This is a genomic window from Bacillus sp. N3378-2at, assembly GCF_033412715.1.
Classification (GTDB): Bacteria; Bacillota; Bacilli; order Bacillales; family Bacillaceae; genus Bacillus; species Bacillus subtilis.
The window spans coordinates 180171-205735 of the sequence record NZ_CP117986.1 but is presented as its reverse complement, the minus strand read 5'-3'; the positions used below and the strand labels follow the sequence as shown (position 1 = coordinate 205735).

The 25565-nt window shown below is 44.3% G+C and carries 28 protein-coding genes; 5 read left to right on the top strand and 23 right to left on the bottom strand.

Going from position 1 to position 25565, the window contains the following annotated elements; translation table 11 throughout:
- Nucleotides 1-13: 13 nt before the first annotated feature.
- The 4 genes from PUN35_RS01020 to PUN35_RS01005 all read right to left on the bottom strand — a co-directional run bounded on the left by PUN35_RS01020 (nt 14) and on the right by PUN35_RS01005 (nt 3499).
- A complete protein-coding gene (locus PUN35_RS01020) occupies nt 14-1153 on the bottom strand; it encodes a bifunctional cystathionine gamma-lyase/homocysteine desulfhydrase (RefSeq protein ID WP_014480409.1) in 1140 nt (379 codons plus the stop codon).
- 1 nt (nt 1154) lies between these two features.
- Nucleotides 1155-2078 carry an O-acetylserine dependent cystathionine beta-synthase gene (locus tag PUN35_RS01015; protein ID WP_014480410.1) on the bottom strand — a complete coding sequence of 308 codons (924 nt, stop codon included), beginning with the start codon at nt 2076-2078 and terminating at the stop codon, nt 1155-1157.
- A gap of 63 nt (nt 2079-2141) precedes the next feature.
- Complete coding sequence (mtnN, locus tag PUN35_RS01010) at nt 2142-2837, bottom strand: 5'-methylthioadenosine/S-adenosylhomocysteine nucleosidase (RefSeq protein ID WP_031600735.1); 696 nt, start codon at nt 2835-2837, stop codon at nt 2142-2144.
- A gap of 20 nt (nt 2838-2857) precedes the next feature.
- The gene (locus PUN35_RS01005; protein ID WP_014480412.1) at nt 2858-3499 is read right to left on the bottom strand and encodes a class I SAM-dependent DNA methyltransferase; all 642 of its coding nucleotides are present in this window, start codon (nt 3497-3499) and stop codon (nt 2858-2860) included.
- Between the two features lie 192 nt (nt 3500-3691).
- Between PUN35_RS01005 and PUN35_RS01000 the strand changes: the two genes are divergently transcribed.
- Entirely contained in the window at nt 3692-3895 is a 204-nt protein-coding gene (locus tag PUN35_RS01000) for a YrzA family protein (protein WP_014477495.1), read from the top strand.
- A 36-nt stretch (nt 3896-3931) separates the two neighbouring features.
- On the opposite strand, the gene PUN35_RS00995 is transcribed toward PUN35_RS01000, so the two are convergent.
- The 13 genes from PUN35_RS00995 to PUN35_RS00935 form a co-directional block, all read right to left on the bottom strand.
- Entirely contained in the window at nt 3932-4633 is a 702-nt protein-coding gene (locus tag PUN35_RS00995) for a YrrS family protein (RefSeq protein ID WP_014480413.1), read from the bottom strand.
- A 64-nt stretch (nt 4634-4697) separates the two neighbouring features.
- Nucleotides 4698-6452 (bottom strand): peptidoglycan D,D-transpeptidase FtsI family protein, encoded by a 1755-nt coding sequence (locus PUN35_RS00990; protein WP_014480414.1) that lies wholly within the window; start codon nt 6450-6452, stop codon nt 4698-4700.
- A gap of 53 nt (nt 6453-6505) precedes the next feature.
- Nucleotides 6506-6979, bottom strand: a complete 474-nt coding sequence (gene greA / locus PUN35_RS00985) for a transcription elongation factor GreA (RefSeq protein WP_004399078.1) — start codon at nt 6977-6979, stop codon at nt 6506-6508.
- A gap of 250 nt (nt 6980-7229) precedes the next feature.
- Nucleotides 7230-7865, bottom strand: a complete 636-nt coding sequence (gene udk, locus PUN35_RS00980; RefSeq protein ID WP_003225916.1) for a uridine kinase — start codon at nt 7863-7865, stop codon at nt 7230-7232.
- Between the two features lie 6 nt (nt 7866-7871).
- The gene (locus PUN35_RS00975) at nt 7872-9140 is read right to left on the bottom strand and encodes a peptidase U32 family protein (RefSeq protein WP_003229802.1); all 1269 of its coding nucleotides are present in this window, start codon (nt 9138-9140) and stop codon (nt 7872-7874) included.
- 18 nt (nt 9141-9158) lie between these two features.
- Nucleotides 9159-10088, bottom strand: a complete 930-nt coding sequence (locus PUN35_RS00970) for a peptidase U32 family protein (protein ID WP_014480415.1) — start codon at nt 10086-10088, stop codon at nt 9159-9161.
- Between the two features lie 5 nt (nt 10089-10093).
- Nucleotides 10094-10747: an O-methyltransferase gene (locus tag PUN35_RS00965; protein ID WP_014480416.1), complete on the bottom strand. Its 654-nt coding sequence runs from the start codon at nt 10745-10747 to the stop codon at nt 10094-10096.
- A 151-nt stretch (nt 10748-10898) separates the two neighbouring features.
- Nucleotides 10899-11981, bottom strand: coding sequence for an endolytic transglycosylase MltG (mltG, locus tag PUN35_RS00960; protein WP_003229799.1), 1083 nt, complete (start codon nt 11979-11981; stop codon nt 10899-10901).
- A gap of 130 nt (nt 11982-12111) precedes the next feature.
- Nucleotides 12112-12393, bottom strand: a complete 282-nt coding sequence (locus tag PUN35_RS00955) for a DUF1292 domain-containing protein (RefSeq protein ID WP_003246199.1) — start codon at nt 12391-12393, stop codon at nt 12112-12114.
- Between the two features lie 17 nt (nt 12394-12410).
- Entirely contained in the window at nt 12411-12827 is a 417-nt protein-coding gene (ruvX, locus tag PUN35_RS00950) for a Holliday junction resolvase RuvX (protein ID WP_003229795.1), read from the bottom strand.
- A 7-nt stretch (nt 12828-12834) separates the two neighbouring features.
- On the bottom strand, nt 12835-13101 hold the full coding sequence (locus PUN35_RS00945) for an IreB family regulatory phosphoprotein (protein ID WP_003225903.1): 267 nt from the start codon (nt 13099-13101) through the stop codon (nt 12835-12837).
- Nucleotides 13102-13185: 84 nt separating this feature from the next.
- On the bottom strand, nt 13186-15822 hold the full coding sequence (gene alaS / locus PUN35_RS00940; RefSeq protein ID WP_014480417.1) for an alanine--tRNA ligase: 2637 nt from the start codon (nt 15820-15822) through the stop codon (nt 13186-13188).
- A gap of 330 nt (nt 15823-16152) precedes the next feature.
- Nucleotides 16153-17214 carry an AI-2E family transporter gene (locus PUN35_RS00935; RefSeq protein ID WP_033881628.1) on the bottom strand — a complete coding sequence of 354 codons (1062 nt, stop codon included), beginning with the start codon at nt 17212-17214 and terminating at the stop codon, nt 16153-16155.
- A 156-nt stretch (nt 17215-17370) separates the two neighbouring features.
- Here PUN35_RS00935 and PUN35_RS00930 point away from each other — a divergent pair, with 156 nt between their 5' ends.
- Genes PUN35_RS00930 through PUN35_RS00915 form a run of 4 tightly spaced genes read left to right on the top strand, consistent with a single transcriptional unit; the run spans nt 17371 to nt 20325 of the window.
- Entirely contained in the window at nt 17371-18099 is a 729-nt protein-coding gene (locus PUN35_RS00930) for an amino acid ABC transporter ATP-binding protein (protein WP_014480419.1), read from the top strand.
- 20 nt (nt 18100-18119) lie between these two features.
- Nucleotides 18120-18941, top strand: a complete 822-nt coding sequence (gene glnH, locus PUN35_RS00925; protein WP_014480420.1) for a glutamine ABC transporter substrate-binding protein GlnH — start codon at nt 18120-18122, stop codon at nt 18939-18941.
- 60 nt (nt 18942-19001) lie between these two features.
- Nucleotides 19002-19652 (top strand): amino acid ABC transporter permease, encoded by a 651-nt coding sequence (locus PUN35_RS00920; protein WP_014480421.1) that lies wholly within the window; start codon nt 19002-19004, stop codon nt 19650-19652.
- Nucleotides 19653-19668: 16 nt separating this feature from the next.
- Complete coding sequence (locus PUN35_RS00915; RefSeq protein WP_003229784.1) at nt 19669-20325, top strand: amino acid ABC transporter permease; 657 nt, start codon at nt 19669-19671, stop codon at nt 20323-20325.
- A gap of 34 nt (nt 20326-20359) precedes the next feature.
- Here the strand turns inward: PUN35_RS00915 and PUN35_RS00910 are convergent, their stop codons facing one another.
- From PUN35_RS00910 to mnmA, 6 genes are all read right to left on the bottom strand, one after another.
- Nucleotides 20360-20491, bottom strand: a complete 132-nt coding sequence (locus tag PUN35_RS00910; RefSeq protein WP_003229780.1) for a YrzQ family protein — start codon at nt 20489-20491, stop codon at nt 20360-20362.
- Nucleotides 20492-20512: 21 nt separating this feature from the next.
- Nucleotides 20513-20704 carry a hypothetical protein gene (locus PUN35_RS00905; RefSeq protein WP_003225893.1) on the bottom strand — a complete coding sequence of 64 codons (192 nt, stop codon included), beginning with the start codon at nt 20702-20704 and terminating at the stop codon, nt 20513-20515.
- Between the two features lie 11 nt (nt 20705-20715).
- Nucleotides 20716-21240, bottom strand: a complete 525-nt coding sequence (locus PUN35_RS00900) for a PRC-barrel domain-containing protein (protein WP_072592550.1) — start codon at nt 21238-21240, stop codon at nt 20716-20718.
- 56 nt (nt 21241-21296) lie between these two features.
- Complete coding sequence (locus PUN35_RS00895; protein ID WP_014477509.1) at nt 21297-23693, bottom strand: SF1B family DNA helicase RecD2; 2397 nt, start codon at nt 23691-23693, stop codon at nt 21297-21299.
- A 24-nt stretch (nt 23694-23717) separates the two neighbouring features.
- Nucleotides 23718-24338 (bottom strand): tetratricopeptide repeat protein, encoded by a 621-nt coding sequence (locus PUN35_RS00890; RefSeq protein ID WP_206697897.1) that lies wholly within the window; start codon nt 24336-24338, stop codon nt 23718-23720.
- 85 nt (nt 24339-24423) lie between these two features.
- A complete protein-coding gene (gene mnmA, locus PUN35_RS00885) occupies nt 24424-25539 on the bottom strand; it encodes a tRNA 2-thiouridine(34) synthase MnmA (RefSeq protein WP_014480424.1) in 1116 nt (371 codons plus the stop codon).
- Nucleotides 25540-25565: the final 26 nt, after the last annotated feature.

The window sequence follows — 25565 nt, the reverse complement described above, 5'->3', positions numbered from 1 at the left end:
TTCTATCCATTTGTTATATATTTTCAAGCGCTTGGCCGATATCTTCCAACAAGTCTTCCGCATCTTCAATTCCTACAGAAATTCTGATCAAGCCGTCCGTAATGCCGAGCTCAAGCCGGCGTTCTCTCGGAATAGAGGCATGTGTCATTCTTGCAGGAACAGAAATTAAGCTTTCAACCGCCCCCAGGCTTTCAGCAATGGTAAACAGTTTCAGATTTCCTAAAAACGCATCAACCCGTTCTTCACTGCCAATATCAAAGGAGATCATGCCGCCAAAGCCCGATCCTTGCGTTTTTGCAAGCTCATGTCCGGGATGATTTGAAGAACCAGGGTAATATAACGTTTGGACAGCAGGGTGATTCTCAAGAAAGCTTGCGATTTTCCGCGCATTTTGATCGATCGCTTCCATTCTGAGTCCCAACGTTTTGATTCCTCTCATTAACAGCCAGGAATCTTGAGGGCCGAGCACGCCGCCTGTGGAGTTTTGCACAAAATGCAGCTCTTCTCCAAGCTCTTTCGAAGCTGTCACAACTAAACCTCCGACGACATCACTGTGTCCGCCAAGATATTTTGTCGCACTGTGAAGTACGATATCAGCGCCTAAAGTAAGCGGTTGCTGAAAATAAGGAGTATTAAAGGTGTTGTCTACGATAAGCAGAACACCCGCTTTTTTTGCGATATCAGCCATGAGCGTCAAGTCGGTGATTTTGAGCAACGGATTTGTCAGTGTTTCAATATAAATGGCTTTTGTATTAGGGCGAATCGCTTTTTCAACTTCTTCCCTGCTGCTCGTATCAACAAATGTTGATTCAATGCCAAGACGGTTAAGCACCTTTGTCATCACGCGATATGTTCCGCCGTACACATCATCAGTCAACACGACATGATCTCCGCTGTTAAACAGCATCATAACTGCTGTAATGGCAGCCATTCCCGAACTGAACGCATAACCTGCTTCCCCGCTTTCCAGTTCTGTCACAAGTGCTTCGAGAGCGGTTCGAGTCGGATTGGCCGTTCTTGAATACTCGTAGCCTGTATGCTGTCCTGCTTTCGGCTGCTTGTACGTGCTTACTTGATAAATGGGCACGGAAACTGCGCCTGTTTTCTCATCACCTGTGATTCCGCCATGTATCATCAAAGTTTTTTTCTTCATATCAGATGCCTCCTTCGTATATTTGTTTGCTGATATATCGATCGCTGCTGTCAGGAAATACTGTGACAATGTTAGTTCCCGCCGATGCTTTTTTCGCTTCCTCCAATGCTGCATAAAGCGCTGCACCTGAAGAGCTTCCGATCAGCAGGCCTTCTTTTTCTGCCGCTTCTTTCACAAGTCTAAACGCATTCTCATCCGTTACGGTGTAGATCTTATCAAAGTGGCTCTTATTCATATAATCGGGGATAAACTCCATTCCGATGCCCTCTGTTTTATGAGCGTGAGGCTCTCCTCCGTTTAAAATCGAGCCCTCCGGTTCAACAATCACCGTTTTGACTGCTGGATTTTTTTCTTTTAAGAAGGAAGCTGTTCCTGCGAACGTGCCCCCTGATCCTGCCCCTGCGACAAATGTATGAATATTCCCATCAAGCGCTTCCCACATTTCAGGCCCAAGCGTCTTATAGTAAGTCGATGGATTTACTCGGTTTTTAAATTGCAAAACGCAATAAGAATTTTCAATTTCAGACTCCAGCTGAATGGCTTTTTGAATGGCGCCCTGCATTCCGTCTTGACGCGGTGTATGAATGATTGATGCGCCAAGCGCTTGCATAATTTGCTGTTTCTCTCTGCTGAAATGTTCAGGGACACAGAAAATCGCTTTCAGCCCATATTTTCTGGCACTCAGCGCAAGGCCGATCCCTGTATTGCCTGCCGTAGCTTCTATAATCACTCCGCCAGGTTTTACCTTGCCTGAATCGAGCGCGTCACGAATCAGCATATCTCCCAGTCTGTCTTTGATGCTTCCCCCTGGATTCATCATTTCAAGCTTGGCATACACCGCGACTCCTTCTGGAACATCAAAGTTCTTCAAGCGGAGAAGCGGTGTATTCCCAATCAGCTCGGTAATGTCCGTAATCACTGTCATATATGTCCTCCTCCTTATTAGAGGGTGTTTTTAGAAAAAACGGAGGAGAACATTCTCCCCGTTTTAATGAATTCGTTTGATCACCTTTAACACAAGCTCTGTTGAATGGACAGCCGCCTGCTCTAAAAATTGGTCAAATGAAACATGTGATTCTTTTCCTGCAATATCAGATAATGCTCTGATGACGACAAACGGCGTTTTAAATTGATGGCACACTTGAGCCACTGCCGCAGCCTCCATTTCAACCGCGTACAGATCAGAAAATCTCGCACGCACCTCTTCAACCCGCTTCGGATCGTTCATGAAAGAATCGCCTGTTGCAATCGTTCCTTTTGCAACCTGAATGCCGTCGAGTTCAGATACCGCTTCTTCAGTGATGCTGATCAGCTTTTCATCCGCCGCATAAGCAGCCGGAAGACCCGGCACTTGGCCGTATTCATAGTCAAAAGCCGTTACGTCTACATCATGGTGGCGAACGTCAGTGGAAATGACGACATCCCCTACATTCAATGTATGATGAAATCCGCCGGCTGAGCCTGTGTTAATGACATAATCAGGCTTGTAACGGTCAAGCAGAAGCGTCGTGCTGATAGCAGCATTTACTTTTCCAATTCCTGATTTTAAAAGAATCACTTCAGTTCCTTCATATTCGCCTGTTGTAAATTCACAGTGTGCGATCGTTTCTGTTTTTGCATTTTCAAGTTTGTCTCTTAAGATGGTAACTTCCTCTTCCATTGCTCCGATGACTGCTAGTCTCATCTATTCACATTCCCTTCACTTTACCGTTTGATCGCCTCCATTATCCACACGAAGTCGTTTTGCTGAGTGAATCGGACTGCAAAACCTTCAGCTGTAAACATTTCTTTCAACGCATCCAATGTAGGATAATGCTCTGTCTCTAAATCATTTGCAAGCTGATAAAAGCCTTGAGAACGGGCTTTATCGATAGCCTTTTGATACGCTTGCGCATCTTCAAAGACGGTATCGGCAAACACTATTTTATCATGCAAGTGAAGGTATTTGCCATATTGCTTTATGGCAGCCCGCTTTTCTTCGTCAGTCAAATGATGAAAAGCATATGAACTGACAATTGTATCAGCCTGAAATGGCGGCTCAGGGAATGTCAGGAAGTCTCCATCAACGATTTCCGACCTGCCTGAAAGCTTGTCAGAAGCCAGTTTACGCATTGCTGGAGAAGGTTCGATTCCAAATACAGTTTTGCCTGCATCGAGCAGCTTAGCCGTCAAATTCCCTGTCCCAGGGCCAAATTCTAACACATGCGTTCCAGATTTGCTGACGATGGCATCAAGGATATGATCATAGCCTCTGAACGCTTCTTTATACTGAATATCTAAACCTTGTACTGTTTGGTCATAAGTTGCTGCCCAATCTTCAAAGAGAGGGATAAATTCACGTCCCATATTTGTCACACTCCATATTTAATAATTCCTATAAGCATACTATGAATTAATGATGGAACAGTTCCTATAATACCACATCTTCTGAAAAGCAGGTACTAAAACACTTTGTGTATTTTATGCCATCTCATATTGCGCATTGACCGCAAAAAAGCTTATACTTCATATGACTTGTGAAAGCTGGAGGGTCAAGACATGAATTTTCAATTAGATCTGATTAAAGACAAAGTGGAATTTTTTGAAGCGGCTTCATTGCAAGAGCTTGAAAAGAAAATCAATACACAAATTGAAAACAATAAAGCCATCATGCTCCGGGTGAAATCTGTTTCACACCAAACTGCTGTGGCAGAAGGAAGAATATTGTACAGCGCGGTGGTTCATTTCGCAGCTGAAGCCTAAAACAAAAGCAGCCGGTTGTAACCCGGCTGCTTTTGTTTATTTTAGCTTTTCTACTTTTGTCGGCTTCCAGCCTTTTTCATCGACCCATGTAATCGTGACTTGATATTTATTCCCAGTCGCCTTGTCCAAAATCTTGCCTTTGGCATCCTGAGGGCTGCCGTTATTTCCAAGCCAGAGCACCGTCATGTTATCTGTTGAGACACCAGTTGCGTATGAAATGGCTTTCAGCATCTCAGCCCAGTCTTGCGAGCTTGAATCATAAGTAGCGGCATGCTCGCCTGTTTGCTCAGTTCCGACTGCTTTCCAGTCAGGATTTTCATACGTTTTTTCCACATCGCTCGATGAGCCGCCTTCTGTTACTTTTGCATCTTTAAGCCCATCACTGGCTGAATCTGAGCTTGAATCTGAATCAGAATCATCCTTTTTAGAAGAAGAATCATCTTTTTTGGAATCAGAGTCAGAAGACTTCTCAGAATCCTTTTCGCTGTCAGATGTATCTTTCTTGCTGTCTTTTATATCCTCATCCGATTTCTTTTCCGTCTTTCCTGAAGCCGGAGATTCCTGTTTTTGCGCCGTTTCAGAATCCTTGCTGACATCTTTGCTAGAAGGACTGTTAATGAAGAGATTCGCTGCTACTACGACAATTAGTATGGATACGATTGCGATTAAAATGTTAAGCACTAAATTGGCTTTTCTGCGTTTATCACGATTTTCATAACGAGATTGATTATTGCTCAATAATTCTGCACTCCTTTATCCCTCTTGGCTCAGCATATATTTTAACATGTGCTGAGAAGTTGTTCTATTTCTGATTGATTTCAATTTCGTGTACTTTTTTAACAATATCATAAAACACCGAATTTGTCAGAGCCTTATCTCCCGGTGTATCCATGTGTAAAACAACCAGAGCGTATTTCGGCTTATCCGCGGGAAAATATCCGGCAAACCATTTTTCATAGAGCGTTTCCTTCTCTTTTGAAAGCTTGCCTGTTTGGGCTGTGCCCGATTTCCCTGCTACAGTATACGGAAGATCTTGAAACCTTCTGCCCGTTCCAGAAGGAGATTCTACCACCCGCCGCAGTATTTTTTGAAGCTGCTGTGACGTATATTTGTCTATCGTTTCCCCTTTGAGCTTCTGATCCTTAAATGTAACGAGCGTTGTGCCGTTCTTATACTCAATTTGTTCGGCAATTTTCACCTGCCGTTTTTCTCCGCCGCGGGCGATTGTCGCCATCATATTGGCTACCTCTAGCGGCGTTACCTTTACATTTTTCTGCCCGATTGCTGTTTGCGCAATGGCTTTTTTGACTGATTTGTCTTTTTCATCCCCCCAAATCACGCCGCTTTTTTCGTTATACAGCTGGCGGAAATCGGTTTCGTGGTACAGTTTTCCCTCCCAGCCTGCCCGATCAGTGAGAGCCAGCTTCTCGGACATATCTTCAATAACTGAGCTGTCTTTTTTCATTAATTGTTCTGCAAGACTCGTAAATGTGTAATTACAGCTTTGGGCAAAACTTTCATCAAAAGACAAGGTTCCTTTGTCGTCCCCCGGTTCCCCGTACAGGTTAAAATTGCAATTAAAGGTTTGACTAGGCTTCACCATATTATTTTCGATTGCAGCTGCGGCAATGACTGTTTTAAAAACTGATCCGGGATAGATTGGCGTCAGCATATAATTTTGAAGTGTGTTTTGCCGGGACACGTCTGCATCTGGTTTGCTTACAATTCCCAGAACACTGCTATTTTCGATGTCCAGCAGCACAGCTCCTCCCTTTTTCAGCCCCTGTTCATCCAATACCTCCTCCATCGCTTTTTGAATGCTTTGATCGATCGTTGTTTTGACCTGGAGCGGATAAAATGTATTGGCTTCAGCTGTATATTTGACGTCCATGCCAAACAAAGGGTTTCCTTTTCCGTCCACATGATATAAAAGCTTTGTGTCTTGTTCCGGAAGCAAAAACTCGTCAAATGTCCGTTCTAAGCCGGTTGTTCCGATTTCTGTTGTAATCGGAAGACTTCCCTTGTCAGGATATTTCTTGCGAAGCAGCGCCGGATCTTGGTTCGTGCTCCCTATCGTATGTGAAGCAAGGCTGGGCTTGTCTTCATTCTCCATATATACGCCGTAAATGCCGGGATATTTCAAAGAATTGATTTTTGTGATAGATTGTTTTGAAAGTGTTTTGATTTTCTTTTGCTGCAAAATGACCGGTTTTTTTGCCTGACCTAGTGTCTGGCGCAAATTATCTTCAGACATGCCGAGGATGTCCGCAACTTTTTTGATCGGCCAATCCTGCGTCAGCAGAAAAGGGAACAAAACAACCGCGGGCTCGCTTTGTCCTGTCAGCGCCCGCCCGTTTCGATCTAAAAAAGAGCCTCTTCCATCTGAAATGAGCACTTCCTCCGTCCGCTGTTTCACACTTTCTTGAATCAAATTAATTTTCTTTTTAGAAAATGATTCTGTGAAAAACAGCTGGATTTCCGCAAGCCTCAGCAGAAGCAGAAAAAATACAATCAAAAAAGCGATGACTGCCAGCTTCATTCGTTTCGATATCTTCATAAAAAAACACCTCACCCACATTGTGGACGAGGTGTTTCGCTGCTAAACAGATATTATGAAATTTTCACAATTTTCACAAGCATTTCTCCGCCCGGTGTTTGTACTGTGACTTCTTCATCTACTTTTTTGCCCAAGAGGCTTTTTGCGATCGGTGAATCGTTTGAGATTTTCCCTTCAAACGGGTCAGCTTCCGCGCTTCCGACGATCGTATATGATTCTTCATCACCGTCAGGCAGTTCGACGAAAGTGACGGTTTTACCCAAACCGACAACGTTAGAGCCGCCGTCATCTTCAATGATTTTCGCATTGCGAATCATATTTTCAAGAGTCGTCACGCGGCCCTCTACAAATGCCTGCTCTTCTTTCGCTGAATCGTATTCAGAGTTCTCGGAAAGGTCTCCGAAGCTTCTCGCAATTTTGATTCGCTCTACTACTTCTTTTCGTTTAACCGTTTTCAAATATTCTAATTCTTGTTCAAGTTTTTGTTTTCCTTCTGCAGTCATAGGAAAAACTTTCTCTTGTGCCATGTCCCTTCACTCCTTCTGGTTGTCCCTCAACATCTTCGATTATGTATGAGAGCATAAACTAAAAAATACAAGAATGAGAACACAGGGCAGTCCTCGTTCTTCTCTCCCATATAGGTACTGTTTATCTTAAACTGAATCGTGTCGTTCTGCAAATATTTCGCGTTTATAAACAGGGAAAGAAGGGAATTCGCACATTCCCTTCCTGCCTATACATAATATGGTCAGAGTTATTTATGTCTATGCTATGGTATTACAAAATCGCGTTTTGTTCAAGAATGGTTTGAATTTTTGTGACCATCAGATCAATTGCGACGTGATTCTGACCGCCTTCCGGGATAATAATATCAGCGTATCGTTTCGTCGGCTCGACGAATTGGTTATGCATCGGACGGACCACTGACACATATTGTTCAATGACAGAATCAATAGAGCGTCCGCGCTCATTAATATCTCTCATAATCCGTCTGATGATACGCAAGTCAGCGTCCGTATCAACATAAAGCTTGATATCCATCAGATCACGAAGCCTTTTGTCTTCAAGAACAAGAATGCCTTCAAGGATAATAACATCCTTTGGCTCTACGTGAACCGTTTCTTCTGAACGTGTGTGAAGCTTATAGTCATAAATCGGCTTTTCAATCGGGCGGTAATTCAATAGATCCTGAATATGCTCGATTAAATAGTCATTATCAAACGCAAGCGGATGATCGTAGTTTGTGTTCAGCCTTTCTTCAAACGGAAGATGGCTTTGGTCTTTATAATAAAGGTCCTGCTGGATCATTAAAATTGAGTGTCCTTTAAACTGTTCATAAATGGACCGTGTGACACTCGTTTTTCCTGAACCGGAACCTCCTGCGATTCCAATGACTACTGGATTCTTACCCATGGGCTGTTACTTCCCCTTTCTCATCATGTTGCTCGGATAAATCTTTTTGTCTAGTTTGAATTTGACAATTTGCAGGGGATGGCGGGCAGCATCTAGCTCATTTCCGTCTTCGTCCCAAATGGTTTCAATCGTATGTGTAAAGTTTTCGATTTCTGGACCGAAAAATTCCACTTCGTCGCCTTTTTTGAAGAAATTGCGTTGCTGAAGCGTGACCATTTGTGTATCTTCATCATAATTCAGCACTAAGCCGACAAAATCATATGTCGTTTTCTTGGCGTGTTCGCCGAACATTTGCTCTTCATAGCCTGGCGTTCCTTCAAAGAAAGCTGTCGCAGTGTCCCGGTTGGCGCACTTATCGAGCTCTTCAAGCCATTCTTTTTGAATCACAAAGTTCTCTGGATCAGCGCAATAAGCATCGATTACTTTGCGGTATACGCTGACAACAGTTGCTACATAGTGAATGGATTTCATGCGGCCTTCAATCTTTAAGCTGTCTATTCCCATTTCGATCATTTTCGGAATGGATTCAATCAGCTTCAAATCTTTCGGGCTCATCGCAAATGGTGCATCTTCTTCACCATACAAAGCAACGGCGTTGGCACCGTCTGTTTGATAGAGATCATAATCCCAGCGGCATGACTGGCAGCAGCCTCCGCGGTTGGAATCCCGCGCTGTCATGTGATTGCTCAGCACGCAGCGGCCGGAATATGCGATACACATTGCGCCATGAATGAAGGATTCGATTTCGATATCTACCTTTTCTTTCATTTCTCTGATTTCAAGAGCGCTAGTTTCACGTGCCAGCACGACGCGGTCGAGACCTTCTTCCTTCCAGAACTGGACAGCCTTCCAGTTTGAAAGAGACTGCTGTGTGCTCAAGTGAACCTCAACATTCGGCGCCACTCTGCGGCATGTTTCAATAATAAGCGGATCTGCCACAATAATACCGGCAACGTTGGCGTCTCCAAGCGCTTTTAAATAGTCTTCAAGCCCGTCCATGTTTTCATTATGAGCGAAAATATTCGTTGTTACGTAGATCTTCGCGCCATATTTCTTTGCGAATTCAACGCCTTCTGCAATTTCTTCGATCGTAAAGTTATCGGCATTCGAGCGAAGCCCGTATTCCTGTCCCCCGATAAAGACCGCGTCCGCTCCGTAATGAACAGCGATTTTCAGCTTTTCAAGATTACCCGCAGGTGCGAGAAGTTCCGGCTTTTTCGTAATCACACGCTTTCCATTAACGATTGTGGATATTTTATCATTTACGGCAGTCATAGCTTAACCTCCTTTTGATTAATAAACCGTTTCCTTGAAGAAGAATCCGGTATCAATTTTTCTGTTTACTGGCTGGATGCTTTCAATGCGTTCGATCCAGTCTTCTTTTTTCGCTTCGTATTCGTCACGGTTTTCCACGCACAAATCAATTGCTTCTCTGTACATTTTGGTGACTTCTATTAGGTATTCAGGCGTTTTCAAAACACCATCGATTTTGAAAGAATCAATTCCGGCATCTATCAATTCCTCGAGCTCATCAATGATGCACACATCGTTCGGGCTCATGATGTGAGTGCCGTTTTCATCTTCGAAAATCGGATATTTATTATCACGTTCTTTATCGTGTAAAAACATGCCTGATTCTTTTTTCTTTCTTTCAATGTCCATGACTTTGCCCTGATATTCAAAATAGTTTCCAATCAAAGAACGCTTCGATTGGAACATGCATGTCATTCCATGCACCTGGATTTCAATTTCGACTTCCGCATTTTCTTTAATCTCAACAATGCTGTCCATGTTTAATTCTCTGGCAAGCACAGAGCGCGCCGCACCCTTGCGTCCCCAGTAGTTGCATGTATAATAGTTGGTGCCTGTCGTTTCTGTGCTCCAATGAAGCTTCAGAGCAGGCGCAGATTCACGGGCAGCCATCAGCACGGCAGGATCGCCGAATACCGCTGCATCGACACCGGCTTCTGCTAAGAAAGCCAGATATTCGCCAAGCTCACCCACTTTATCGTTATGGAAAATTGCATTTACAGCAACGTATACTTTTGCTCCTTCTTTGTGAGCAATCTCTACGGCTTTTGTTACATCTTCACGAGAAAATTCTCCGGCTAATCTCAAGCCGTATCTCTGTTCCCCAACTAAAAACGCAGTTGCCCCCGCCTGTATGAGCGGCAAAATGTCCGCTGTGCTCGTCGGCGTCACTAAGAGCTCTGGTTTTTTCATGACGTTCACCTCTTCTTTTTACTAATCGCAAGTCCGTCCCCGACAGGAATAATCGCAGTTTGATAATCCGGATGATTCATCAGCCAATGATTATATTCATCAATTTTTGCTACAAGCCTGCGCCTTCTCTTCGGTTCTATTTTGCTGTAATCCTCTGCCACCAGACCTTTAAACAGCACGTTGTCTGTTATAATCACCCCGTCCGGTGAAAGCATCGGTTCATATAAATGAAAAAAGTTTTGATACTGACCTTTTGCAGCGTCAATAAAAATGACATCGTAAGGCGCGGTTACATGAACGGCGTCGGCTAATTCAAGCGCATCTCCGTAAAAAACATGAATCCGGTCATCAAGCTGAAATTCCTTGATATTGTTTACCGCTTCTTCATGCCGTTTCTCATTGCGTTCAATTGTATATATTTCAGCAGACGGCAGCTCCAGCGCCATCCGAATGGCTGAATAACCAATGGCCGTTCCGATTTCTAGTATTTTTTTCGGCTGTTTCACAGACAAAATTTGAAGCAGCACCTCCATGCCCGCTTTTTCCATAATCGGGACATGATGTTCTTCTGCATATGCTTCAAGCTTCTTCACGTTATCCGGCCGAGGCTTTAATAATGCTTCTATATAGTCATTTATTTGTTCATACCGGTCAGTCACTACAAACAGCCTCCCGTTCTAAAAAGGAGTGCCCCAGTCTTATGCGCAGGACACTCTCTGAATACATCATGATACATCGGTAAACAACCCGATATATTTTATCATAAAACCTTGCGGAAAGCGAACAAAAGGAGAGCTTTTTGCTCTCCTTTTATTTCTCATTTTTTGAGGAAATGTATTTTTCTTTTGCTTTATTATGCTCTTTTAGCGTTTTTGTAAATACGACCTCACCATTTGATTTGGCCAAGAAATACAGATAGTCCGTTTTATCCGGATGCAGCGCCGCTTCCCATGACGACATGCCGGCATTGGCAATCGGCCCTGGCGTCAGCCCTGTGTTTTTATACGTATTGTATGGTGAATCGATTTCCAGATCCTTATAAAGAACCCGATCTTTATGCTTGCCTGCCGCGTACAGGACGGTCGGATCTGTTTGGAGCGGCATTTTCTTTTTCAGGCGGTTATAAAAGACGCTCGCAATTTTATGGCGGTCGGCTTTTTCAGTCGCTTCTTCTTCTATCAAAGAAGCCATTGTCAGCAGCTTATGCACAGAAACTTTGTTTTTCTTCATTTCTGATTTATATGTTTCCACATAAGAATTTGTCTGCTTAATCATTGCCTTGATAATGTCTTCAAGTGATGTGTCCGGATCGTTAAAAGGGTATGTAGCCGGGAATAGGTACCCTTCAAGCGGGTGCTTAATGTTTTTATTGAAAACATCATTTGTCACAGTGTCCGGGAATTCTTTCTTCAGCTGATTGATAAATGTTTCATCGTCCAGCTTCGCTATGACTTGTTTTTTAGAGTATTTTGTTTCATCAGCAATAGCAGCCGCGATTTGGGTCAGCTGTGCTCCCTCAGTCACTGTGATTTGAAAAGCGTAACCTGTAGCCCCACTTGTCAGCTTCTGAATAATGGCATCTAAATCCATACCTTTATTTAGATGGTAGAATCCGGCCTGAAACCCGGAAGCACCTTTATATTTCACATAGTACTGAAACGCCTTCTCGCTTTTTATGACATCATTTTTCTTTAATATCGATGCGATGGCTGAAACAGACGAACCGCTCGGAATGTTAATATTAACTGTCGTTTTACTGTCTTTTTCAACAGGTTCAAGCAATGATTTCCCATATAAAAATGCCCCGCCAATGATGAGAAACAGCACAACAATGGAAGACAGTATGATTCTTTTTTTATTAAAAAACGATTTTTTTTGCTGATTGATATACATTAGGTCTCCTCCCATCAGCTCTTATACTACATGATTCATTGTATTTCGGCAATTTATTACAAAAAGAGGCCTGCATAAAGCAGAAAAAAGCCGGAGCAGTATAGCTCCGGCTTTGGTTTGGCGCGATGTTTTATTCTTCGTCTTCGTCCGCTAAGAATGTGTTTAGTGTTTCTTCGATCATATCCCATTCTTCGTCAGTTTCAATCGGGAATAGCTCACCGTTTTCACCGTCTTCGTTTGGCGTGAAGCTGGAAGCAAGAATTTCTACTTCCTCGTCATCTTTTGATTCGATTGGATAGTACAAGACATAAGACTTGCCAAACTCTTCGTTTTCAAATGTAAACAGCACTTCACAAAGCTGTTCATTTCCTTGATCGTCAACAATTGTAATATTTTTTTCGCCGTGTTCCATTTTCTTCACCTCTGGCTTTAATTTAAGCTGTCAAGATATCCTTGTAAAATCATAACAGCCGCCATTTTATCAATGACTTTTTTTCGTTTTTGCCTGCTGACGTCAGCTGCAATCAGCATTTTTTCAGCCGCCATTGTGGTAAGACGCTCGTCCCACAGCACAACAGGAACATTGTACGTTGTTTCAAGCACTTTCGCAAATGTTTGGCTGGCTTCGCCTCTTGGGCCGACTGTTCCGTTCATGTTCTTAGGAAAGCCGAGCACGATTTTATCTATAGTATAGTCCTTTATCAGTTCAGATAAACGGGATAAACCATAATCGCCCTCTGCTTCATTTATCTTTATGGTCTCAATGCCTTGAGCAGTCCAGCCCATTTCATCGCTCAGAGCAACACCGAGTGTTTTGGTTCCTAAATCGAGCCCTAATATTCTCATTGTTTATTTACGCCTCTTTATGCTGTTCTAAATAAGACTTTACCAATTCCTCGATTAATTCGTCTCTTTCAAGTTTGCGAATTAAATTGCGAGCGTCACGATGCCTAGGAATATAAGCGGGATCACCTGACAGCAAGTACCCGACAATTTGGTTGATTGGATTGTAGCCCTTTTCCTGAAGCGCGTCATACACTGTAATCAGCACCTCATTTACGTTAGTCTCAGCAGAATCATCGGAGAAATTAAATTTCATCGTTTTATCAAACGAGCTCACCGTTTTGCACCTCTTTCCCAAATTCGCAGGCAAAGTTCAGCCTGGGGTCCTAATCTTACCATCATTCTACACTACATGGGCGAATTATAAAACGGATTTCACCCAATCTTCTACAGAAGCCAAAGCTTCTTCTAATTTTTCCGGCTGTTTACCGCCTGCCTGCGCCATGTCCGGACGGCCTCCGCCGCCTCCGCCGCAAACTTCCGCAGCTTGTTTAACCAGCTTGCCGGCGTGAAGGCCTTTCTCAATGAGGTCCTTTGTGACTCCGGCAGAGATATTAACTTTATCGTTTTGTACCGCACCAAGCACGATCACCGCAGAGCCAAGCTTTGCTTTGAGTTCATCGACCATAGTGCGGAGATGATTCATGTCTTTTGCATTTACTTTTGCCGCAAGCACGTTTACGCCGTCAACTTCTTTTACTTTCGACAGGATTGCTCCTGCTTCCACGTTGCCTAGTTTTGCAAGAAGAGATTCATTTTCTCTTTGTGCTTCCTTCAGTTCAGCCTGCAGAGCCGCAACCCGTTTCGGCACTTCTTTGATATTTGTTTTCAGCTCGTCAGCGGTCTGCTTCAATACAGAAATCTGGCTGTTCATTTCGACGTAAGCGCCTTGTCCCGTTACAGCTTCAATCCGTCTTGTGCCTGCTCCGATTCCGGATTCAGAAACGATTTTAAACAAGCCGATTTCTGCTGTATTTCTGACATGGCAGCCGCCGCACAGCTCTAAGCTGTAATCTCCAACTTGAACGACACGGACAATATCGCCATATTTTTCGCCGAACAGTGCCATCGCACCCATTTCTTTTGCTTCAGCGATCGGTTTCAAATCAATGCTGACCGGAATGCTCGCCCAGATCTTTTCGTTTACGATTCTTTCAATTTGTTCGAGCTCTTCTTTTGTCACTTGGCCAAAGTGCGAGAAGTCAAAACGAAGACGGTTTTCCGTTACAAGAGAGCCAGCCTGATTGACATGAGTTCCAAGAACGTCTTTTAGAGCCTGATGCAATAAATGCGTTGCCGTGTGGTTTTTAATGACGCCGCTTCTCATATGGTCTTCAACTTCAGCCGTAACATGCAGGCCTTTTTGAACAGTACCGCTCTCCACAACACCTTCATGCACATGCTGGCCGTTTGGCGCTTTTTGAACATCTTTAATTCTTACAACTGCCTGCTCGCTTCGGAGATAGCCTTTATCCCCGATTTGGCCGCCGCTTTCTGCATAGAACGGTGTTTCATCAAGAATGATTTGAACGCTTTCTCCTTCATAAGCCTCTTCGATTAATTGGCCGTCCTGAAGAAGCACAATGATATTGGCATCAGCTTTGGTTTGAGAGTAGCCGACAAATGTGCTTTCATCGGTCACGTCGCGCAGTGCGCCGCCCTGCACCTGCATGCTGCCGACATCCTGGCGGGCGTTTCTTGCCCGTTCACGCTGCTGGTTCATTTCCTCCTCAAAGCCCTCATGGTCAACCGTCATGTTCTCGTCTTCTGCGTATTCTTCAGTCAATTCAACCGGGAATCCATACGTATCATACAGTTTAAACACATCAGCACCTGAGATAACGCTGCTGCCCTTGTCTTTTTCTTTTTTGATCATTTCTGACAGGATCGCAAGCCCTTCATTAAGGGTCTCATGGAAGCGTTCTTCCTCGGTTTTAATGACTTTTGCGATGAAATCCGCTTTCTCTTTCACTTCAGGATAGAAATCAGCCATGATTTCTGCGACAACCGGCACTAAATCAAACATGAACGGACGATGGATGTTGATCGTTTTGGCATAACGCACGGCACGGCGTAATAAGCGTCTTAATACATAGCCGCGGCCTTCATTTGACGGCAGCGCACCGTCACTGACAGCAAAGGCAACCGTTCTGATATGGTCAGCAATCACTTTAAACGCAGTGTCTTTCACATTGTCTTTGCCATATGTTTCACCAGAAATCGATTCTGTTGCTTTAATGATCGGAACAAACAAATCGGTGTCAAAGTTTGTCGGAACATTCTGGATGACAGATACCATTCTTTCAAGACCCATGCCTGTATCAATGTTTTTCTTCGGAAGCGGTGTGTACGTGCCGTCAGGGTTATGGTTGAACTCTGAGAACACAAGGTTCCATACTTCCAGGTAACGGTCGTTTTCTCCGCCTGGGTAAAGCTCCGGATCTTCTGGATCATTACCGTATGCTTCACCGCGGTCGTAAAAGATTTCCGTATTCGGTCCGCTCGGCCCTTCACCGATATCCCAGAAGTTCCCTTCCAGACGGATAATTCTTTCTTCAGGAATACCGATTTTTTTCGCCCAAAACTCATATGCCTCTTCATCTTCAGGATGAACCGTAACAGAGAGAAGCTCTTTGTCGAAGCCAATCCACTTGTCGCTCGTTAAAAACTCCCAAGCCCATGTAATGGCTTCTTCTTTGAAATAATCGCCGATGGAAAAGTTTCCGAGCATTTCAAAGAAAGTGTGATGCCGCGCAGTTTTACCTACATTTTCTATATCGTTTGTTCTGATCGCTTTTTGAGCGTTTACGATTCTTGGATTTTCCGGCACGACACGGCCGTCAAAATATTTTTTCAGCGTCGCAACACCGCTGTTGATCCAAAGCAGTGAAGGATCCTCATGAGGCACTAATGACGCGCTTGGCTCTACCGCATGTCCTTTTTCTTTAAAGAAATCCAAAAACATTTGACGCACTTCCGCAGAAGTTAAGTGTTTCATTGTATTTCCTCCTCTATAAAAATCGAAATTCTCTTCAGTGACAGCAAAAAAGCCCTCCCCCCTATGCAAACCAACGTTTACACAGGGACGAGAGCTGTCTCGCGGTACCACCCTGATTACGGGCATTATTCGCCCGTCACCTTTAACCCTGTAACGCAGGATAAGCGGCAGTGATTAACTGCACTCAGGATTAGCTTCCTCCGATCTTCTGATAAAGCTCCTTTCAGCTTATGGAGCTTCTCTCTTTAACAGGGCTTCGGCGTACTCAGATCCGTCACTCGAGATTCGTATGTATTCTACGAGAAATTATAGACAAGCGGCACGCCGATGTCAATGCTCCGTCCTCATCCGCAAAAAATGGATCATCATTACTTTTAAAACAGCCGTCGCAGGAACAGCCAGAATCATCCCGACGATTCCCGCAAGCTCCCCTCCGGCAAGGAGTGCAAGCATGATAACGACCGGATGCATTTTAAGGCTTCTGCCGACAATGAACGGACTGAGGATATTTCCTTCCATAAACTGCAGAATAAACACCGTAATCACCACAACAAGAACCGCCTTCACTGAGATCGTCATCGCAATTAACAACGCAGGAACAGCTCCGATGAAAGGGCCAAAATACGGGATGACATTCGTTACTCCAGAGATAAGGCCAAGTATCAGTGGATACGGAAGCCCAAATACCCAGAACGAAATGCCTGCAATCACGCCAAGAATCAAGCAGACCAAAAGCTGGCCGCGGATATAATCGCCAAGCGAATCATCCACATCCCGCAAAAAGGCGCTGCCCCGCTTTCTCCACGACTTCGGAGTCAAGTACCATACTGTCTTTTTCATTAATTCAATGTCCTTCACCATATAAAACACGAGAAAAGGGATTGTTGCAGCAATTAAGAAGTAATCAAGCACATTGCGGATCCCGCTGATCGCACCCTCGATCGTTCCCGCAAAAAACGTCTCCGTCTGGCGGATCATTTTATCTATACGGTGATGCATACCATCAGGCCAGTCATCCGTATGGTTATGCACATGAAGAAGAAGCCCGTTATACGTTTCGGCAAACATGGGTATATTTTCTGACAAATCCGTCAGCTGCACGATTAAAACAGGCACCCCTTTATACAACGCCCAGCCAATCCCGCCAAAAAAAAGAACATAAATGACCAAGATGCTCAAAGTCCTAGGCAATCCTTTGCCATGCAGCCATTCCGTGACCGGAAGCAATAAATAAGATATAAAAATAGAAATGATCAAGGGAATAAAGATCGTTTTTATGACGAGCCAAAAGGGTGACCATAACATATCAAGCATAAAAAAGACATAGACTGTTAACAGAACCAGCAAACAAATAGCCACCCACAACAAAAGCTGCACCGGTTTTTGGAGCATCTGCTTTCACCTCACCTATATCTTTTGAGGTTTACACGGAATTATTCTTTATGTTTCTTTAGTCAGTCAGAAGTCATGGACATTTTTTCGCTTTTAATTTTCAGAAAAGTTTGATCATTTACTTTTTTGGTCAAATTTTCTGATAGGAGGATTGCGATGATCACATTTCAAAATGTAAACAAGCATTACGGAGATTTTCACGTGTTAAAACAAATTAATCTTCAAATCGAAAAAGGTGAAGTCGTTGTTATCATCGGCCCATCCGGTTCCGGTAAAAGCACATTGCTCAGATGCATCAACAGACTTGAGACGATCAATGAGGGAGTGCTTACAGTAAACGGCACCGCCATTAACGACAGAAAAACTGATATCAATAAAGTGCGGCAAAATATCGGGATGGTGTTTCAGCACTTTCATTTATATCCACATAAAACAGTGCTGCAGAACATCATGCTGGCTCCGGTAAAAGTGCTTAGACAATCACCTGAACAAGCAAAGGAAACGGCGCGGTACTATCTTGAAAAAGTCGGCATCCCAGACAAGGCTGACGCCTATCCTTCCCAGCTTTCCGGCGGGCAGCAGCAGCGTGTTGCCATCGCAAGAGGACTGGCGATGAAGCCGGAGGTCATGCTGTTTGACGAGCCGACATCAGCACTTGATCCTGAAATGATCGGTGAGGTGCTAGATGTCATGAAAACACTCGCCAAAGAAGGCATGACAATGGTTGTCGTGACACACGAAATGGGGTTTGCCAAAGAAGTTGCCGACCGGATTGTCTTCATTGACGAAGGAAAGATTTTAGAAGAAGCAATGCCGGCTGAGTTTTACGCGAACCCAAAGGAAGAACGGGCCCGCTTATTCTTAAGCCGTATTTTAAATCATTAAAACAGAATGGGGGAGCTTGTATGAAAAAGATTTTTTCTTTAGCATTGATTTCTTTATTCGCTGTCATCTTGCTTGCCGCTTGCAGCAGCAAGGGATCAAACGGAGAAGCCTCAAAGGAGAGCAAAAAAGATACGCTAGCCGCCATTAAAGACAATGACAAAATTGTCTTCGGCGTAAAAACGGACACTCGACTGTTCGGTCTTAAAAATCCAAGCTCAGGTGAGATTGAGGGTTTTGATATTGATATTGCCAAACAAATCGCTAAAGACATTTTAGTTGATGAGAAAAAAGCTGAATTTAAAGAGGTCACCTCAAAAACAAGGATTCCTATGCTGCAAAACGGGGATATCGACGCCATTGTCGCCACAATGACGATCACTGATGAACGAAAAAAGGAAGTTGACTTTTCTGATGTCTATTTCGAGGCCGGGCAATCGCTTCTCGTGAAAAAAGGCAGCAAAATCAAGAGTGTCGAGGATCTTGACAAAGGCTCAAAAGTTCTTGCAGTAAAAGGCTCCACCTCCTCTCAAAACATTCGTGAAAAGGCGCCTGAAGCATCTGTTTTAGAATTTGAAAACTACGCAGAAGCCTTTACAGCCCTTAAATCGGGGCAAGGCGATGCCCTCACCACAGATAATGCGATTTTATATGGAATGGCTGATGAAAATAAAAATTATCAATTAACAGGAAAGCCTTTTACAGATGAGCCTTACGGGATCGCCGTGAAAAAAGGGCAATCTGCTCTCGCGAAAGAAATCAACGCTTCACTTAAAAAGATGAAGTCGGATGGCAGATACGATGAAATTTATAAAAAATGGATCAAAGAAGACCCAGCTGAATAACAACCATCCCGGGATGAGCAGGCGATGCTCATCCCAATTTGATAAGGAGTGAATAGGCAGATGAATGTGTCAATTCTTTTCGATAACTTCGGCATGTATATGGACGGTTTTTACCATACCTTGCTTGCAAGTGTTATCGCGCTGGCCGGCAGTTTTGTCCTCGGCGTTACTGTAGCGGTTATGAGAATAACAGTCTTTAAGCCGCTGCAATGGCTCGGGACCGTATATGTAGAATTCATCCGCAACATCCCTCTTCTTTTAATTACCTTTGTTTTCTATTTCGGACTTCCAAACGCAGGCCTGAGGCTTGACGGTTTTCAAGCGGGAACGGTTGCTCTCACCATTTATACCTCTGCGTTTATCGCTGAAGCCATCAGAGCAGGAATCCAGTCTGTTTCAAAAGGGCAGATGGAAGCGGCACGCTCGTCAGGCTTTACCTACAGCCAAGCCATGCTCCATATCATTTTGCCGCAGGCAATCAAAATCGTCATGCCGCCTTTAGGCAATCAATTTTTAAACTTAGTCAAAAACTCTTCGATTCTTGGGGTTGTGGCCGGATTGGATCTTATGTACCAGGCTGATTTAGTCTCGTCGAGCACACTCGTTGTATTTGATGTTTATATTTTCGTGGCGCTTTTTTACTTAGTGCTGACGATTCCGCTTAGCATCGGTGTTAACTATCTGGAAAAACGGCTGGAAAAAAGCTATTGATAAGGAGTGAGTTACATTGGATTTCATCGGTGCTTATTCACAGGAGCATTTAGCGTTTTTATGGGATGGCTTTCTCGTCACCTTGTACGTTGCTTTCATCTCCATCATTCTGAGCTTTTTCTTCGGTTTAATCGCAGGCACCCTGCGATATGCGAAAGTACCCGTTCTTTCTCAATTGATTGCGGTTCTCGTTGAAACGATCAGAAACCTCCCCTTGCTGTTAATTATTTTCTTTACGTTTTTTGCCCTTCCGGAAATTGGTATTAAGCTTGAAATTACAGCTGCTGCAATTACAGCACTAACGATTTTTGAATCCGCTATGCTATCTGAAATTATCCGAAGCGGACTGAAATCAATTGACAAAGGACAAATTGAAGCGGCGCGCTCCTCCGGGCTGAGCTATACACAGACCCTGTTCTTTATCGTTATGCCGCAAGCGCTTCGCCGCATGGTTCCGCCCATCGTAAGCCAGTTTATTTCTTTATTAAAAGATACATCGCTCGCTGTTGTGATCGCCCTGCCTGAACTGATTCACAACGCGCAAATTATTAACGGCCAAAGCGCAGACGGCAGTTATTTTTTCCCGATCTTTTTACTTGCGGCCCTTATGTATTTCGCAGTCAACTACAGCCTTTCACTCGCAGCAAGACGCCTCGAGGTCCGGCAAACATAGAAAAGGATACTCTTTGGAGAGTATCCTTTTTGCATTAAAACATTTTCGTAATTCTTCTTCTCATCCGCTTCATGCTTCGATTATTCAGCATGTCAGATTGAGTCGCCATTCGGTACACGAGAGCTCCGGCTCCCATTGCCAAAAGAGAAGTCATCGTCCGATTCATCCTGCGCATCTCCTTTCATGATTAAAAATTGATGCTGCGTTCATCCTCAGAAAACAAATCATCCAAGCTGCTTAACGTTCCGTCTTCTTCCACCTGATGAGTTGCAATCTTCCCTTTCGCCACTGTCAGTTCAATAAAACAGCCCCAACAATAATATTGGTTCACGCCGATTTTGCCGATATCCTTACTTTTGCAATTCGGGCATATAAGCATACCTCACACCTCTATCCGTTCAGAACGATCTCGTCTTTCCGCACCTCGACAAGCGAATCCGCTCTTTGGATCTGGCGCTTGCTTCCCGCCAGGTCAGAAAAGAAACCGTCCGAGAGTTCATATGCTACGATTATGCCCCTGTCCAAACAAAAGTATACATCTTCCAGCATCCCCAATATATCGCCCTCTTGCGATTTCACAAGCTTCATCTTCATCTGCTCGTATGTGAAGCATGATTTCGGAAGAGGCAAAAGCTGTTCTGAACTGACCGAAGCCAATATGCGGTCATCAAGAATGGAAGAGATATCACACGCCCGTAATAGCGTATGATGATGATGCAAAAAGCGTTTTTGTGCAAGAATAAACCCAAGACAATCTCCTTTCAGAGAAAAACAAATATCGGAAATTGCCCCGAGATAACAAGAAGTTCGTTCTGAGTATACTGGGAATCCTTCTACTTCATGGCATGTTCTCAAAGTGTGATCAACCACCTTTTGTTGAACAGGCTTAGGTTTTGCTTTGCGCCTTAGACTCATACGATGAAATCAATTCCACTGCAAATGAAAAAAACTCCCGCTTACACGGGAGCATTTTATTGCTGTTCTTCTTTCATAAAATCGAATGGTGTAATGCCTTCCATGCCAATGTTGGCGTCGTGTACGCTGAACGGGAGCTCTTTTTGCAAAGCTTCAAGCTCGGCATCCATTTCCTCAACCTGTACGGACAGCCTGTTTTTCAAGGAGGTCTGTCTGACAGTTGCATCATTATTTTTCACGCCCCACTCCAGCGCCTCCTCTTCCCCGCATAAAATGAGAAATTTCTTCGCTCTTGTAATCGCGGTATAAAGAAGGTTTCTTCTGAGCATTCTATAATAGCCTTTCACAACAGGCAAAACCACAATCGGAAATTCACTTCCCTGCGATTTATGAATAGAACAGCAATACGCATGGGTAAATTGATTAAAATCTTTTTTCGTAAATGTCATTTCATTGCCGTCAAAAGAAACGACGGCCATGTCTTCTTTTTCTGTATTTTCCTTTGCATAAAATATCGACGTGATTTCGCCAATATCTCCGTTGAACACATTGTTTTCCGGCTGATTGACAAGCTGCAAAATTTTATCTCCGGTTCTGTAGACAACATCCCCGAACTTCAATTCTCTCCGTTTTTCTTTAGGAGGATTTAAAATGTCCTGCAGCATCACATTCAATTCATTAATGCCGGCTTTTCCTCTGTACATCGGAGCGAGGACCTGAATGTCCTTTGCTGTATAGCCTTTTTTCAATGCATTGGCGACAACCTTCTCAACTACTTCTTTGATTTGCGACCCGCCGCAGCGAATAAAGGAACGGTCCTTTGTCGGGGCAGTCAAATTGTTCGGCAGCAATCCATTTTTCATCTGGTGGGCAAGCTCGACGATTGATGACCCCTCCGCCTGGCGATAGATGTCTGTCAGTCTCACAGTCGGAATCACCTGGGATGCCAGCAAGTCTCTGAGCACTTGTCCCGGACCGACGGAAGGCAGCTGGTCTTCGTCTCCGACAATGATGATTTGTATATGATCAGGGATCGCCTTGAACAAATGATTCGCCAGCCATATATCAAGCATACTGGCTTCATCGATAATTAACAGCTTCCCTTCGATCGGCTGATCCTCTGTATGAGTAAAGCCTTCAGCACCGTTCCAGCCAAGCAGCCTGTGTATCGTGACTGCAGGGAGTCCCGTTGATTCACTCATCCGTTTTGCTGCTCTCCCTGTCGGAGCGGCCAAAACAATCGGAAAAGCTTCATCCTTTTTATAAGCTGACGGATCTAGTGACACACCGTGAAGCTCTCCGTAGAGCTCGACAATCCCTCTGATTACCGTCGTTTTTCCTGTTCCCGGGCCGCCTGTTAAAAGAAGCATCGGCGAGGAAAGGGCTTTTTGAATCGCTTCCTTCTGGCTGGGGGCATACTGAACATTCATCCGTTCTTCCAGTTCTCCCAACGCGAGCAAAAACTCTGATTCGGGAAACTGGTTCTCATATTCGGTTTGGCTAGCGATATGTTTCACACGCTTTGCAACGTTTTGTTCTGCGTAAAACAGCGAAGGAAAATAACAGCGGCCATCTTCTATGACAATGTCTTTATTTTCTCCAAGGGCAATAATCGCGTTAGCGGCATCCATTTCTGTGATGCGCTGCCCTTCCCTTGCTGACTGGTTTAACAGTGATTGAGTGTCGATGATCAGCTGTTCCGTTTCTATGTACGTGTGCCCCTCTGACAGACAAGTCGTTTCAAGCGTGTACAAAATAGCAGCTTTTACCCGCTCAGGATGGTTACCCGAAAGACCCATTCTGCTGCCCAGCTCATCCGCTTTCCCAAACCCGATGCCTTCTACATCCTTCACAAGCTGATAAGGATTTTCCTGAATCTTTTCAAGCGTCTCGGATTCATAGGCTTGATAGATTTTCATAGACAGCTGCGGGCCAAAGCCAAACTGATTCAAGGAAATCATGATTTGCTCCAGTCCCTGATGCCGCTGCAATGCGCCAGCCAGCGTGTCGGCTTTCTTTTTTGAGAGTCTGGGAACATCATAAAGCACTGAAGCATCAGCCAATATTTTATTAATGGCGCTGTCGCCCAGCTTTTTCACAATTTCTTCAGCTGTTTTTTTGCCGATCCCCTCGAATAAATCACTCGATAAATATTGAATGATGCCTTCCTTAGTCGTTGGAATCTCCTTTTTGAAATGCTCCGCCTGAAATTGGAGCCCGAACTTTGGATGGGTTACGATCTTTCCGTAAAACGTGTAGGTCTCTTCTTCTTGAAGCGCAGGGAAGTAGCCCGTCACGGATACGGCTTTATCTTCAATGGCTTCGGAGGTCTCTGTGACTTTCACTTTCAGAACCGTATATAAATTGGTGTCATTATGATAGATGACTGTGTTGACTGTCCCTTTTAAATAGGGCTCTTCCTCCAGTTTAAGCTGATCCGGATGCTGCTGCACGAGCTGTCCCTCCTCCTGTGCCTGTTATGATGGATCAATCAGTTTTTTAGCATGAAGCGCAAGCATATGATCTGGCTGGATATCAATTGCCTTGTCCAGCATTTCAAGCGCTTTTTCTCGGTTTTCTTTATAAGCATAAGCGACACCGGCATTATAAAATGCATCTGCATGCCCCGGGTCTTGCTCTGTCACAGCTGCGAATTGGCTGAGCGCTTCGTCCAGCATGCCCTCGTTGGCTAAGCACATCCCGAATTGAAAACGCGCTTCCGTATCGTTTTCATTCAGTTCGACCGCTCTTTGTAAATATGGCAGTGCAAGCTTAGGCTGTTCGAGCTTGACAAGTACCGTTCCGAGCATGTAAAATAGGTCGCCGTTTTCCATCCCCGCACGAAGCGCTTTTTCAAACATGTCTTTCGCTTCTTTGTACATTTCTTTTACAACATAGACATTTCCTGCTCCATAATAAGCAGTGGCTGCGCTACTGTCTAATTCAAGCGCTTTATCATAAAACGCAAGCGCACGTTCCAGCTCGTTTACGGATGAAAGCAGGTTGGCAAAATTGATATACGGAATCGCGTCTTCTTTATTTTCTTCAATCGCTTTTGTAAATGCCTCTGCCGCTTTCTCGTAATCGCCTTCCTGCATCGCCTCTATACCGAGTTGATTATAATCCACCGATCATCTTCCTTTCATTAAAAAACCCCAACTCAGTGTTGAGGTTTTTCATCTTTTATACGTACCACAATTTTGTTCCGTCTTTGTACACATCATCAATTGTCCCGCCGCCAAGGCATTCTTCGCCGTCATAGAAGACAACGGCTTGTCCCGGCGTTACAGCGCGGACTTGTTCATCAAAGATGACTTCCGCTTCACCTTCGCCAGTCATGCGCACTGTTACTTTATGATCCTCTTGGCGGTAACGGAATTTAGCCGTGCAGGAAATCTCTTCGCCCTTCATGATATCCGAACGTACCCAGCTGATATTTGTTGCTGTGATTTTGTCGGAATATAAAAGAGGGTTATGGAACCCTTGATCTACGTAGAGGATGTTCTTTTCAAGATCTTTCCCTACCGCAAACCACGGCTCGCCGCTTCCGCCGATGCCAAGGCCGTGACGCTGTCCGATCGTATAGTACATCAACCCGTCGTGGCGGCCTTTTACTTCGCCGTCCATCGTCATCATATCGCCCGGCTGTGCAGGGAGATATTGGCTGAGAAACGTTTTGAAGTTGCGTTCGCCGATAAAGCAGATGCCTGTACTGTCTTTTTTCGTCGCCGTTGCAAGTTCTGCTTCTTTGGCGATTTCACGCACACGGCTTTTTTGAAGTTCGCCGATCGGGAACATGACTTTGCTCAGCGTATCTTCTGTCAGCTGATTCAAGAAGTACGTTTGATCCTTGTTTTCATCAATGCCGCGCAGCATTCTGACTTTTTCGCCGCTTCTGTCTACTCTTGCATAGTGGCCAGTCGCTAAATAGTCGGCGCCAAGTGACAATGCATGCTCCAAAAAGGCCTTGAATTTAATTTCTTTGTTGCACAATACATCCGGGTTTGGTGTTCTGCCTGCTTTATATTCATCAAGGAAGTATTGAAATACCTTCTCATAATATTGCTTTTCAAAGTTTACGGCATAATACGGAATTCCGATTTGGTTGCAGACGCGGATCACATCTTCATAATCCTCTGTCGCCGTGCAAAAACCGTTTTCGTCCGTATCATCCCAGTTTTTCATAAAGATTCCGATTACATCATAGCCCTGTTCTTTTAACAGCAGGGCCGCCACAGATGAGTCTACTCCGCCGGACATGCCGACGACGACTCTTGTATCCTCCGGCCGTTTTTCCATTTCATTCACTCCAATTACTACGCCGC

Bases quoted from the DNA above. Each gene is read 5' to 3' on its own strand.
- alaS (WP_014480417.1), bottom strand. From the start codon at position 15,822: ATGAAACACTTAACTTCTGCGGAAGTGCGTCAAATGTTTTTGGATTTC.
- PUN35_RS00990 (WP_014480414.1), bottom strand. From the start codon at position 6,452: ATGAAGATATCGAAACGAATGAAGCTGGCAGTCATCGCTTTTTTGATT.
- PUN35_RS01000 (WP_014477495.1), top strand. From the start codon at position 3,692: ATGAATTTTCAATTAGATCTGATTAAAGACAAAGTGGAATTTTTTGAA.
- mnmA (WP_014480424.1), bottom strand. From the start codon at position 25,539: ATGGAAAAACGGCCGGAGGATACAAGAGTCGTCGTCGGCATGTCCGGC.
- PUN35_RS00970 (WP_014480415.1), bottom strand. From the start codon at position 10,088: ATGAAAAAACCAGAGCTCTTAGTGACGCCGACGAGCACAGCGGACATT.
- greA (WP_004399078.1), bottom strand. From the start codon at position 6,979: ATGGCACAAGAGAAAGTTTTTCCTATGACTGCAGAAGGAAAACAAAAA.
- PUN35_RS00890 (WP_206697897.1), bottom strand. From the start codon at position 24,338: ATGCAGGAAGGCGATTACGAGAAAGCGGCAGAGGCATTTACAAAAGCG.
- PUN35_RS00900 (WP_072592550.1), bottom strand. From the start codon at position 21,240: ATGAGTCTAAGGCGCAAAGCAAAACCTAAGCCTGTTCAACAAAAGGTG.
- PUN35_RS00920 (WP_014480421.1), top strand. From the start codon at position 19,002: ATGAATGTGTCAATTCTTTTCGATAACTTCGGCATGTATATGGACGGT.
- udk (WP_003225916.1), bottom strand. From the start codon at position 7,865: ATGGGTAAGAATCCAGTAGTCATTGGAATCGCAGGAGGTTCCGGTTCA.
- mtnN (WP_031600735.1), bottom strand. From the start codon at position 2,837: ATGAGACTAGCAGTCATCGGAGCAATGGAAGAGGAAGTTACCATCTTA.
- PUN35_RS00975 (WP_003229802.1), bottom strand. From the start codon at position 9,140: ATGACTGCCGTAAATGATAAAATATCCACAATCGTTAATGGAAAGCGT.
- PUN35_RS00935 (WP_033881628.1), bottom strand. From the start codon at position 17,214: ATGCTCCAAAAACCGGTGCAGCTTTTGTTGTGGGTGGCTATTTGTTTG.
- PUN35_RS00955 (WP_003246199.1), bottom strand. From the start codon at position 12,393: ATGGAACACGGCGAAAAAAATATTACAATTGTTGACGATCAAGGAAAT.
- PUN35_RS01005 (WP_014480412.1), bottom strand. From the start codon at position 3,499: ATGGGACGTGAATTTATCCCTCTCTTTGAAGATTGGGCAGCAACTTAT.
- mltG (WP_003229799.1), bottom strand. From the start codon at position 11,981: ATGTATATCAATCAGCAAAAAAAATCGTTTTTTAATAAAAAAAGAATC.
- PUN35_RS00905 (WP_003225893.1), bottom strand. From the start codon at position 20,704: ATGCTTATATGCCCGAATTGCAAAAGTAAGGATATCGGCAAAATCGGC.
- PUN35_RS00910 (WP_003229780.1), bottom strand. From the start codon at position 20,491: ATGAATCGGACGATGACTTCTCTTTTGGCAATGGGAGCCGGAGCTCTC.
- PUN35_RS01020 (WP_014480409.1), bottom strand. From the start codon at position 1,153: ATGAAGAAAAAAACTTTGATGATACATGGCGGAATCACAGGTGATGAG.
- PUN35_RS00930 (WP_014480419.1), top strand. From the start codon at position 17,371: ATGATCACATTTCAAAATGTAAACAAGCATTACGGAGATTTTCACGTG.
- ruvX (WP_003229795.1), bottom strand. From the start codon at position 12,827: ATGAGAATATTAGGGCTCGATTTAGGAACCAAAACACTCGGTGTTGCT.
- glnH (WP_014480420.1), top strand. From the start codon at position 18,120: ATGAAAAAGATTTTTTCTTTAGCATTGATTTCTTTATTCGCTGTCATC.
- PUN35_RS01015 (WP_014480410.1), bottom strand. From the start codon at position 2,078: ATGACAGTGATTACGGACATTACCGAGCTGATTGGGAATACACCGCTT.